This is a genomic window from Candidatus Chryseobacterium colombiense (assembly GCA_029203185.1).
Classification (GTDB): Bacteria; Bacteroidota; Bacteroidia; order Flavobacteriales; family Weeksellaceae; genus Chryseobacterium; species Chryseobacterium colombiense.
Genome location: CP119310.1, coordinates 2,935,489 through 2,947,156 on the forward strand (window position 1 = coordinate 2,935,489; position 11,668 = coordinate 2,947,156).

General features: G+C 34.3%; 14 protein-coding genes. 1 reads left to right on the forward strand and 13 read right to left on the reverse strand.

Going from position 1 to position 11,668, the window contains the following annotated elements:
* Positions 1-29: 29 nt before the first annotated feature.
* The 12 genes from P0Y62_13195 to P0Y62_13250 form a co-directional block, all read right to left on the reverse strand.
* Complete coding sequence (locus P0Y62_13195) at positions 30-542, reverse strand: O-acetyl-ADP-ribose deacetylase (protein WEK68800.1); 513 nt, start codon at positions 540-542, stop codon at positions 30-32.
* A complete protein-coding gene (locus P0Y62_13200) occupies positions 532-1,440 on the reverse strand; it encodes an ADP-ribosylglycohydrolase family protein (GenBank protein ID WEK68801.1) in 909 nt (302 codons plus the stop codon). Before P0Y62_13200 ends, P0Y62_13195 begins: the two co-directional genes overlap by 11 nt.
* A 138-nt stretch (positions 1,441-1,578) precedes the next feature.
* Positions 1,579-2,070 (reverse strand): DUF4291 domain-containing protein, encoded by a 492-nt coding sequence (locus P0Y62_13205; GenBank protein WEK68802.1) that lies wholly within the window; start codon positions 2,068-2,070, stop codon positions 1,579-1,581.
* Positions 2,070-3,299: a TIGR02452 family protein gene (locus P0Y62_13210; GenBank protein ID WEK68803.1), complete on the reverse strand. Its 1,230-nt coding sequence runs from the start codon at positions 3,297-3,299 to the stop codon at positions 2,070-2,072. The genes P0Y62_13205 and P0Y62_13210 overlap by 1 nt, the downstream gene beginning before the upstream one ends.
* A 144-nt stretch (positions 3,300-3,443) precedes the next feature.
* Complete coding sequence (locus P0Y62_13215) at positions 3,444-3,911, reverse strand: macro domain-containing protein (GenBank protein WEK71809.1); 468 nt, start codon at positions 3,909-3,911, stop codon at positions 3,444-3,446.
* Positions 3,912-3,919: 8 nt separating this feature from the next.
* Positions 3,920-4,327, reverse strand: coding sequence for a hypothetical protein (locus P0Y62_13220; GenBank protein ID WEK68804.1), 408 nt, complete (start codon positions 4,325-4,327; stop codon positions 3,920-3,922).
* Between the two features lie 193 nt (positions 4,328-4,520).
* Positions 4,521-5,591, reverse strand: a complete 1,071-nt coding sequence (locus tag P0Y62_13225; protein ID WEK68805.1) for an adenylosuccinate synthetase — start codon at positions 5,589-5,591, stop codon at positions 4,521-4,523.
* Between the two features lies 1 nt (position 5,592).
* Complete coding sequence (locus P0Y62_13230) at positions 5,593-6,447, reverse strand: hypothetical protein (GenBank protein ID WEK68806.1); 855 nt, start codon at positions 6,445-6,447, stop codon at positions 5,593-5,595.
* A gap of 3 nt (positions 6,448-6,450) precedes the next feature.
* Positions 6,451-6,786 (reverse strand): hypothetical protein, encoded by a 336-nt coding sequence (locus P0Y62_13235; GenBank protein ID WEK68807.1) that lies wholly within the window; start codon positions 6,784-6,786, stop codon positions 6,451-6,453.
* 70 nt (positions 6,787-6,856) lie between these two features.
* On the reverse strand, positions 6,857-7,405 hold the full coding sequence (locus tag P0Y62_13240; protein WEK68808.1) for a 2OG-Fe(II) oxygenase: 549 nt from the start codon (positions 7,403-7,405) through the stop codon (positions 6,857-6,859).
* Positions 7,406-7,436: 31 nt separating this feature from the next.
* Positions 7,437-7,979, reverse strand: a complete 543-nt coding sequence (locus tag P0Y62_13245) for an NADAR family protein (protein WEK68809.1) — start codon at positions 7,977-7,979, stop codon at positions 7,437-7,439.
* Between the two features lie 241 nt (positions 7,980-8,220).
* Entirely contained in the window at positions 8,221-8,916 is a 696-nt protein-coding gene (locus tag P0Y62_13250; protein WEK68810.1) for an NUDIX domain-containing protein, read from the reverse strand.
* Between the two features lie 67 nt (positions 8,917-8,983).
* Here P0Y62_13250 and P0Y62_13255 point away from each other — a divergent pair, with 67 nt between their 5' ends.
* Positions 8,984-9,760, forward strand: a complete 777-nt coding sequence (locus P0Y62_13255; GenBank protein ID WEK68811.1) for a hypothetical protein — start codon at positions 8,984-8,986, stop codon at positions 9,758-9,760.
* A gap of 65 nt (positions 9,761-9,825) precedes the next feature.
* On the opposite strand, the gene lepA is transcribed toward P0Y62_13255, so the two are convergent.
* A complete protein-coding gene (gene lepA, locus P0Y62_13260) occupies positions 9,826-11,622 on the reverse strand; it encodes a translation elongation factor 4 (protein ID WEK68812.1) in 1,797 nt (598 codons plus the stop codon).
* Positions 11,623-11,668: the final 46 nt, after the last annotated feature.

Here is an 11,668-nt window from a genome sequence, read left to right on the forward strand (position 1 = left end):
AAGAACATAAAGATTTTTAAATTATTACATTAATGTATTTCTAAAAGCTTTTTATAAATCTCTTCATTTTCATCATCAAAGCAGACGAAAATAACTTTTTCTATGACCCTTGATTTGAAATTTTTAACCTCATCCACAGCAATTATTCCAGCCAATTCTTTTGGAAATCTATAAACTCCCGTACTTATATTCGGAAAAACAATAGTTTTCACTTCAAGACTTTCAGCCAATTTCAATGAGTTTTTATAGCAATTTGCCAATAATTCCGAGCATTTTTCTTCATTCCCATTCCAAATTGGTCCAACTGTATGAATCACATATTTTGCAGGAAGATTTCCGGCTGTTGTAACCACTGCTTCTCCCGTTTTACATTTTCCTTGTCGGTTTCCGATTTCGATACATTGTTCTAAAATCTGTTTTCCACCTGCACGATGAATGGCTCCATCAACTCCACCGCCTCCAAGTAAGGATGAATTTGCTGCATTTACTATTGCATCTGCTTTTATTTTGGTGATGTCTCCTTTTATTAATTCAATTTTCATAAAAAATACTGTTTTTCCAATTTTCAATATGTTTTGTCCAATCCGGAATTGTATTTTCCTTGCAGCATAAAATACTCACTCCTCCGGCCATTGCACAGATTGTATCTCTATCTCCTAAGGCCGAAACAGTATTCCAAAGACATTCTTTAAAATCGTTTCTGTATCTCGAAAGCATCCAGATGACAATCGGAACAGTGTCTTGAGCTGTCATTTTAATCCCGTTTCCTAAAGTTTTGACTAATAATTCAGTACTTGGATTTCCTTCTAAATACAGTGCTTTATTTAACTTGCTTTTCATATCGGAATCATCTAATTCAGACTGAATTTTTTGGATAAATTCCTGTTGACTAAGTTTTATTAATTCCAATTTTTCCTGAACCGCAAAAGCTGCAGCCAAAGCAATTGCTTTTGTTCCTTCAATTGCTTCTTTGTTTGCATGAGTGACCTCGCAAGAAATTTCTGCATTTCTTTTAAGCTGAATTAAATCATCGTAAAAATATGCACCAATTACAGCTGCTCTCATCGCTCCGCCGTTTCCCATTGAACCTTGTCCTTCAAACTTTGAATAGGAAACTTTTTTCCAATTTTCTCCATTCTTTACCGCTCTAAAATATTGATGCATCGAAGGTCCATAACCTCGATTGATATCCAAATAATAGTTTTTTGTAAACTCTTCTGCCAGAAAATCCTGATTCATTTCTCCGAATTTTTCCAAAGACTTAAAAACAGCAATCGCCATAATCGTATCATCCGTAAAATCTAAAAAACTTTCAGGAATAATTCTTTGATGAATATGGGTTTTAATTAAGCTTTCTTCACCAAAGAAACTTTCTCCAAAAGCATCACCAATCGAAATTCCTGTTAAGGATTTTGAAGCGAGTAAGAGTTTATCTTTCATTATTTTAACCTTAATTTTTATTTAAATCATCATCAAACAACAACGGCTTTTCTTCAGGAAGCATTAATTCATCTAAGTCATCATTTAATACAGACTGGTGTTGGTCTTTTACAAATTCCGAAATATCTTCAATTAAAATTAGATCTCTTTAGCATAAGTTTTAACGAATTCATTTCTCAAACCAATCTGTATCGCTCTTCTTTCCAATTTATTTCCGAAAGGGTCGTGATCCGGATCCCACTGCAGTCTCACAGAAGATTCTTTCACCTGATCTTGCCATACTTGTCTGGAAATTCCCAATCGTTCATTATAGGAAGAGTATACTGCATTTTCAAGATATTTTTTGAACGCACTCATTTTTAAATGAATCGCCAAAACTGATTCCTGCCCTTCTTTTTTTCCCCAACCGTTTCGGTACATCATCCAAAGAAAATTAGGTTTTATCCAGGTCATTCTTTCGAGACTGAATGCTCCGCCAAAATATTGGTTTTTAATGGCAAACTCTCCTATTTCTTTTCGGTAAGACTGATACACAATGATCTTATCATCATCATATTGAGCCATAATGTGATGCCCTTTTTCAGGCCAATCTTGTAGTTGTTCTTTATATTTTTTTAATTTGAGTTCCATTATATTTCTTCAAACGGTTCTATCATTTCCTCCTTCTTCGTTAGAATCGCAAAAACCACTCTTTTAAATTTATTTTTATATTTTCCGTGAAGATGCTTCTTAAACAATTCAGCAATTTCTTTCGGATTATTTTTGAAAACACCGCATCCCCAAGCTCCTAAAATCAAGGTTTCATTTCCCTGACTTAAAGCCAAAGCCAGCATCTTATCTGTTCTTACATCCATCGCTTCGAAAATTTCGCCTTCTCTTTCTGGTTCCTGACGTTTTACAACACCTGCATTCACCGCCGGAGACGTGATGAAATTACACAATACAGGTTTTGGTAACAATTCGCCTTTATCTTTTCTGAAAACCGGAACCTTCGGACTATAAATCATCATATCGGTATAAAAACAAGATTCCATTTCGCGGTGAATTTTGTAATAATCCCATCCTTGAAGCAAACTTTCATACAATCCGGAGGTTCTTGCCAGACTTTCTTCCTGTGCTTCAGCTCCGTTGATAAAACCTCCACCCGGATTTTTTGCCGATGCGAAATTTAAGCACATCATCTTTTCCTGATTTTCTTCTTCGGCTAATTGTAAAATTGCTTTTAAAGAACTGCATCTCCAGACTTCAAACTGAGTTTGAAAATGGGGTTCCGGAAACCTATTGTTTGTCAATTCTGCAAGTTCTTCAGGATAAAACAAAACTGTTCCTTTTGTCGAAGCTTCAAGTTCGTTCTCTATATTTATTTTTTCGTTGTATTCGTTCATATAATATTTTCTGGCCAAGATTTCCAGTGTATCTTTTGCCATTCCTTTATTCGTCATCGTTAGTTTTTTTATGTTTAATAGTAAATTTTCTACATCAGCATTTGTAGGTTCTTTAAAATCTTTCCCCATAAATACTTTTTTTACTTTGATATTTCCTACAATCGCCTGATTAAAAGTATCCAATTCTTCCGAAGAAACCCACAGTTCATTGTGATTTCTGGCGCCTACATTTTGTGCAGGATATTTATTAACTATTTCTTCCAGAACTTCAAACTGAGTAACAAATCCGAGATAATTTCCTGCCTCGTCTCTGGTATTCCATTTTTCTGCAATTTCGGAAGCATAGTCTTCATCTAAAACGGGATAGAAAATCGGTTGCCATTCCAATCTTGGAGGAAATTTTTTGAAATTACTTTCTATAATTAAAAGCATTTCTTTTTCTCCAACGGGTCTGTATAATGTTTTTGTTTTCATGGTTATGTTTTTTATATCTTATTTTTTAACGCAAAGCCGCAAAGTTTTTTGTTAATAATTCTGTTGATTTTTAAGTTCGCAAAGGCGTTTCACTTAACTAAGCTCGCAAAGAACTTTTCATGAGGTCAAATTTTAGAAATTATTTTATTCAAAATCGTAAACATATACATCAATATTATTTTGTAGTAATGTTCTTTCGATAATAGATTCGACTTCTCCCCATTTTCCACCAGCTAAACCACAACCAATTCTAGGTATATGGATACTTGCATTTAATTTTAAAGCTTCATCAGAAAGTTTATTTAGACACTGTTCAACGGCTTCATATCTGATTGGTGGAATTCCTTTTGAATTGATAATTGTCTTATGCTGGCCAATCATATTGCAGACCCAAATATTTTCTTCAACCTGAACGATTTGAATTTCTCCTAGTTTAAAATTCTCACCATTTTGAAACCATTTTCTGTATTCAGCTTCAGGTTTTCTCCATCGGTTTGAAATTGCCAACACAAAACCTTTTCCCCAACCACCGATATCGTTGCAAATATGAGCAATGATTTTATTTTCTTCACCTTGAGGATTTGTGGCGTCACCTTTTAAATACATCATCATTTTCATGGTTACTTGATTTTAATTTTACCTAAACTTAAGCACTTTTCAATATTTTTTAAAGTTCCGCTCTTTCTTTTTTCATCGCTATTGAAATCGATGGCTAAAAAATGAGTACAAAGTTCTATTCCGAACAGATCTCTTTCATCATCAGAATTAAATCCTCCAATTATTTTCCAGTTTTTTGCTTTTGTCTGAAATGAATTGGCAAAATATCTTGGTCTTTTTCCTACATGTAAAACGGTCACATTTCCAGATTTATTCTTTAAAAACTCCATCATTAAAGTATCGGTTCCTGAAAAATCTCCGAGAATAAATTCACACTCAGAAAGATTTAATCTTTTTAAGGGTTCTATATAAAACTGATGAAAATTTTCCCAAGATAAATTCCCATTCCCAGATACGTATATTTTTTTCATCGTTGTGTTTTTAGTATTTCTAATTTTTTTAACGCAAAGTCCACAAAGATTTTCTTTTTAAAACTTTATATATATTTTAAGTTTTGGCTAAAGCCTTTGGACTTACTTTTTTTATGAAAATGGACTAAAGCCCATTCCTATTGATAGGATAATTGTGTTTTAATTATTTTTAAATTTAATCAATCTCTTTATATCAATTAATTTTTCTAAAATCCTTTGAATATGGAGAATAAGATCCAAAAATCGCGTCAAATTTCACCTTAAGGTTTTCTAGTTTAAAATTTTCATCTAACTGGTCTAAACAAGTCACCACCAGATTTTTCTTTTGCCCAACAACATAGGCTTCATTTGTTTTCAGTGCATAATTCAACAATTCATAATCCAGATCTCCAAAACGCAAATCCTTTTGAAATTCATTAAAAGTACAGGTTTCTTCTTCATTATTTTTCAATGCTAATGATTTTTCATTACTCATCCATCCGCTCCCGTGACGGGTTGAATAATTTCTGGTCACATAAAACATTTCAATATGTTCAATTTCCAGTAGTTTGCAGACTTCATATGCATTTTTTGAAGTTGTATTGGCATAGGTCACATTGGGGAAAACACCATGATCCATATCCAGCAAAATTCCCTGACTTCCTTCAAAAATTAAATGATTAAATGATTGTAAATAATCATACCCTTCTATTTTCCAATCCATTTTATCGATGGCTTCTAAAAAATCCTGTAATGCATTATTGATTTCCTCACCTTCTTCAAAGCCGTAATAATTGGCAATTCCTTTTAATTTTTCAATCAACATCGTTCTTGGACCCATTAAATCAACGGCAAATAATTTAAACGGACCTTCATTTCTTTTCATCGTTGCACCGACTCCCTTTCCACAGGTTCCATGTTCTAAATTTTTAACATTTTTTCTGTTGTATAAAACATCAAAAGGCGTGGTAACTTTTGCCAAAGGATGAATAATCAGTTCAATATTTCCGTTTTTTTGCATTAATTCTTCCCTTTCATTGAATAAAAATGTCGGATGAATCGTGCAATGTTCCGTAAAATAGGAAGGCAAACCACGCAGCGCACCGCTCGCAAAGCTGGAATGAATGTGTTTTTGATCATCAATCATCACCGTATGCGCAGCCTGTTGACCTCCTGAAAACCGAATAACTACAGACTCAGGATGTTGCCGAGCCAGAAAATCGGTGGTAATGCCTTTGCCTTCATCCCCAAATCCTAAGCCTATAACTATTTGCGCCGTTTTCATTTTAATACATTTGAATATTATCTAATCCTTTCAAATCTGTTGTTTTCGTAAAGCTATCTCTAAATCTTCCGCAAACCACCTCTTTGATCACTTTTGGAACGTCTCTGTAGTCTTCAATAGATAAACAGTTTTGTCCCAACAGATCTTTCCATCCTTTGTCCGCATTAACTGCCTGTCCGGAATGTAAAACACTGATGTGAAAAACTTCATATTTCTTTTGAGCTTCCGCCAATAGTTCAGTATGCTTGAAAGTCTGTTGACCTGTTCCCATAATTTCTCTGATTGCAGAAGCAGGAAGTGTTTTCAGACAAGACTCGTCGCCTACTGTGAATAATAATCCTTTCTGATTTCTCTTTTCAAAGGCATCAGTTCTGGTATGAAAAGCAGCAAAATACCAAGCCAATAAGTAACTTTCTCCTGCATTTCCACCACCACCTGACTCGATATATGTTCTTGTCAGCCACATATCCAGTTCTTCGTCTCCGGATTCAAACTGACCTACCTGTAATGGATAGCCGTCGCATTCATGATCCCCGATTCCTAAAAATAAAAGCGCTGCATCAGGAACTCCGCCCTGGATAATTCCACCCATTAATTTGGGAAGACCTTCCTGAATCAAATCATAAGGAATATGTCCCATACTTCCCGTTACATCCAATCCTAAAATAATAGGAACCGAATTCGGATGAACTTCAGAATCTCTTGATTCCCTGAAAGAAATACCATAAGGATTCATCGATTCATGTGCTTTTCTTTTTGCATTCTGCGTGAAGATTTCACCTGCAGATTTTGATGCATATCCTGCTTTCTTTGCTCTGTCAAAACGAGCGTCCATGTCATATCTTGTACCTCCCATAACTTAAATTTTTTTGCCAAATAAATATTCAAATCTTTTTCTTGTCAGTTCTAATCGAATATTTAAATTTCTGATGATTAATGATAATTCTATGTCTTTCTGAACGAATGCTTCCGGCTGAAAATCAGCGAAAGTCAAACTGTTTTTGTCTAAAGGACTGATGTCTGTTAAACCTTCCTGTTCTCTTTCCAGCCTTTTGATCTTCAGTTCGATATCCTCTACTCTCCGCCTGTAAATCAGCGCTGCATCTTCTCCGATAATTCGGGCACGGTCCTCTCTAATCTGGTCATTATTTCTCTGTAATGACCCGATGAATCTGGGCTTTAGATTGTCTTCCATAATTCATTTTTATTTGTGTTAATTTTACGCTAATTTAAAACTGCATGGTTTTGCTTTAACTTTTCTTAAATTAGTTTTTAGAGTACATAACGTCTGTTCTCAAAACGTACTTTAAACCACTGATTAAAGTTTTTCCTTCGTGTCTCAAAGGATGGTAAAAAACTAACGCAGATCCTTTCTTCGGGAGTACAGTGAACAGATTTTCAAATTCAGTTTCTCCGCCTTCAAAATCATCATTCAGATAGATTAAAAAAGTGTAAAAGCTTACTTCATTTTCATTTCTTTCATAGCTTCCATCTCTATGCATTCTGAACAGTTGCCCCGGCAAATATTTATAAACCCTGAACATTTCATTAAAACCTGACAGGTTATATATTCCCGCTTTTTCCGGTAAGAATTCTTTTGCCTTTTCAAAGAGATTTGCAGCCATCTTTTCATCAAATATCATAAGCCTTTCATTATTTCTTATTCCTTTGCTCATGACCTGTTTTCCGTGCATATTTATTTTTGCCTCTTCGAAAGTCTGTTTCTCTGCTCTTTTTATATATTCATCACATTCTTCATCATTCAAAAAATTCTCTATAATAAAAATCTGTGGGTGTAATTCTTTCTTTTCCATAATTTATATTTTGTGTCGTGTTAGTGTGTTTTTACCTTCTTAATTCATCTCTTACTTCCATTAAAGCAAATCCTAAAAGATTTTCACCCTCCCATTGTGACGGATTTTGAGCTCTCGGATCGGTTTCAAGCATTCCGATTCCCCAAATTGCATCGTATGGACTGGCTTCTACCAGAATCTTATCATTTGTTGAAAGCAAAAATTCTTTAAACTTTTCATTTTGAGAAAACTTCAACAGATTTCCTTGTCTTACAATTTGATATTTGTGCTCATCCCAGATTTTCGGATCAAAGTTTTTTACTTTTCTTCCCAGACTTTTTGCCAGATTCGGAGTTTCTGCTTTTACAATTTGTTCTAAAACTTCATCATCATTAAATAATTTCGCTTTTCCGGCCATCATATAATGTTCAGCAGTTTTATAAATGATTCCATTTTCCTGAAATTCAAAAGGAAACCACTGACTGAAACAAGCTTTCGTAATTTCATCTTTCATGGTATGTCCCCAGAAGAACAGAAATTCTAGTTTCTCTTTTTTATTATATTTTTCAATCGTATTGTTTAATGTGTATTTCATTATTGCGTTATTTTTACACAAATTTAAAAGATTATGAATTTATTATCCAAATTTATTTGCGTTAATTTTACACTAAATAATTTAATCAACTGATTATCAGTATTAAAAATTTAATTATAAAGTAAAAGCGATTGTCATTCTGACGAAGGAAGAATCTTACTACAATTTACGGATTCTTCAATCCGCTCCGCTACTTTCAGAATGACAGCGATAGAAAACGATGTTAGTGAAGTTTTTAAATTTATTTGATTTCAAAATAAAACCCCTGCTCTTCAAGCTCCTTATACTTTTCCTCGTTAAAAGTAAATAGCTTTCCGGGCCTTCCACTACCTTCTTTTTTTAAAGTATTGGTATCATTGAGCAATCCATAGCTCATAATTTTTTTACGGAAATTTCGACGGTCAATTTCTTTTCCGATAATGGTTTTATAAAGATTTTCCAGGTCAGAAAAAGCAAATTCTTCATTAAGAAGGTTGAATCCGATCGGCTGATATTGAATTTTGGTACGGAGTCTTTTTAAGGCAAGATCAATGATAGTTTGATGGTCAAAAGCCAATTTTGGGAGCTGATTCACACTGAACCATTGTGCATCGTCTGCATCAGAATCAGCAAACAGTTCATGATAAGACGGATTTACAAGCCCCAAATAAGCTATTGAAACGACTCTGTTTCTAGGGTCTCGCCCAACATTCCCAAAAGTATAGAGTTGTTCCAAAAAATCAGGCTTTATGCCTGCCTCTTCGTATAATTCTCTTTTTACAGCATCATCCAGATTTTCGTCATCCAAAACCAGTCCTCCGGGAAGTGCCCAACCTCCTTTGAAGGGCTCAATATTCCTTTTTATCAAAAGAAGCTGAAGATCTTTTTTATCAAAATATCCGAAAATAACCGCGTCTACGGCAACTTTTATATCCTGTAATTTTTTGGGAGACTCCATTGTATTAATTTGCGTTATGAATACACAAAATTAAGATTTTAATTCTTACTTTTAATAAAAAAATTGAATGAAATATCTTTTGTATATCGTTATCGCTTCACTGCTTATCAGTTGCAAAAAAGACAAATCTTTTGCGGATGATATTGTTTTGGATTTTCCGAAGGATGAGAAACTGAAGTTTCAAGAGTTTAATGAGGATTTAACTCATCTTGGTACATCATTGATTTATATTGGTGAAAGCCGCCCTCGTATTGACGTAAAATATTACAAATATATTTTGCCACCTCCACTACTTCCAGCGAAAATTGATGAAAATGCAGAAGCAGCAAAAAAGTCTGAAGATTCTATTCAACTTATACAAAAACCATTCTTCAGAGCAGAAAAGATTCAAATTCTCAAAACTACAGAAACTTTATCCGATGCTTTGAACAGTGAGAATTTGTCAATTTTTGTCAGAGAAAAAGATACAATTCCTCTTTACAAACAAAATCTTGAAACAAAAAAAATAAACAAATACAAAGCTTTTCCAGTTTTTATAAAAAATATATCTAATAAAGTTTTAAAGATTCCTACCGATGCTAAAAATGTTGATCTTTTTATTTTAAATAATAATAAGTTTCAATATATAAGAAATAGTAATTATAGATTTGTTGGAATGGGATCATCTGCAATTCCGTATTTTGAATTAAAACCTGATGAAATACTGGTTTATTCTTGTCCATATTTTAAAAAAGGAGAAAAAAGAAAAGCAAAAATCAAGTTTACCAATACGGAATCAAAAGAATTCGAAATGTCTATTGATGAAAATATGGTAAAAAAGCTACGTGAAAGATTGTTTGAATAAAAAATCCGCAGAAATAATCTGCGGATTTTTACTTTTATCTATTACCTTTTTACTTGGCTCTTTCACTAATCATTAAGCTTCAAAACAGCCATGAACGCCGATTGCGGCACTTCTACTCTACCAATCTGTTTCATTTTCTTCTTCCCTTCTTTCTGCTTTTCCAAGAGTTTTCTCTTTCTGGAAATATCCCCTCCGTAACATTTTGCAGTAACGTCTTTTCTTAACGCTTTAATCGTTTCCCTTGCAATAACTTTCGTTCCTAAAGCTGCCTGAACCGCAATATCAAATTGCTGTCTCGGAATCAGTTCACGAAGTTTTTCACACATCTTCTTACCGATGTAATATGCATTAGAATCGTGAATTAATGAAGAAAGTGCATCAACCATATCTCCGTTAATCAGGATATCCATTTTCACAAGCTTAGAAGCTCTGAAGCCGATCGGATGATAGTCAAATGATGCATATCCTTTAGAAATAGATTTCAGTCTGTCATAGAAATCAAAAACAACTTCAGCCAAAGGCATATTGAAAACCAATTCAACTCTTTCAGAAGTTAAATAACTCTGGTTAACAATTTCTCCTCTTTTTTCAATACAAAGTGTCATTACAGAACCAACAAAGTCAGATTTTGTGATGATAGAAGCTTTAATGAAAGGTTCTTCTACTCTGTCCATAATAGAAGGATCCATCATTTCAGACGGGTTGTTAATAAGAATTGGAACTTCCGGCTCTTTTTTAGAATATCCGAAATACGATACGTTCGGTACCGTAGTAATAACGTTCATATTAAACTCTCTGTCAAGACGTTCCTGAACAATTTCCATGTGAAGCATTCCCAGGAATCCGCAACGGAAACCGAAACCAAGAGCTGCAGAACTTTCCGGTTCGAAAACCAGAGAAGCATCATTCAGTCTTAATTTTTCAAGAGAGAATCTTAATTCTTCAAAATCCTCAGAATCAATTGGATAAATTCCTGCAAATACCATTGGCTTTACTTCCTCAAAACCATCAATCGGTCCTGAGGCAGGCTTTTCAAATGAAGTAATCGTATCTCCTACTTTTACTTCTCTTGCATCTTTAATCCCTGAAACCAAATATCCTACATCTCCGCATTGAATCGTTTTCTTTGGAACCTGCTTCAGCTTCAAAGTACCTACTTCATCAGCTCCATATTCTTTTCCTGTTGCAAAGAATTTGATTTTTTCATTCTTTGTAATACTTCCGTTTACCACTTTGAAATAAGCTTCAATTCCTCTGAACGGGTTATAAACCGAATCAAAGATCAAGGCCTGAAGCGGTGCATCCGGATCTCCAACCGGAGCCGGAATTCTTTCAACGATCTGCTCCAGCAAATGATGAACACCTTCACCTGTTTTTCCTGAAACTCTCAATACATCTTCATATTCGCAACCGATCAAATTCATGATTTCATCCGTTACTTCTTCAGGATTTGCAGAAGGAAGGTCAATTTTATTCAAAATCGGAATAATAGTTAAATCATTTTCCAACGCCAAATATAAATTACTAATTGTTTGAGCCTGAATACTTTGCGCAGCATCTACAATAAGAAGAGCACCTTCACAGGCCGCAATTGAACGGGAAACTTCGTAGGAAAAGTCAACGTGTCCCGGTGTATCAATAAGATTTAATATAAATTTTTCGCCTTTGTATTCATAATCCATCTGGATCGCGTGAGACTTAATCGTAATCCCACGTTCTTTTTCCAAATCCATATCATCCAGCGTCTGAGACTGTAATTCTCTCTGGGTTACCGTATTCGTATACTCCAGAAGACGATCCGCCAAAGTACTTTTACCGTGGTCGATATGAGCGATTATGCAAAAATTTCGTATGTTTTTCATTTAAGAACTATGTAATTTGCAAAGATAATAAATTAAGGATAATTCC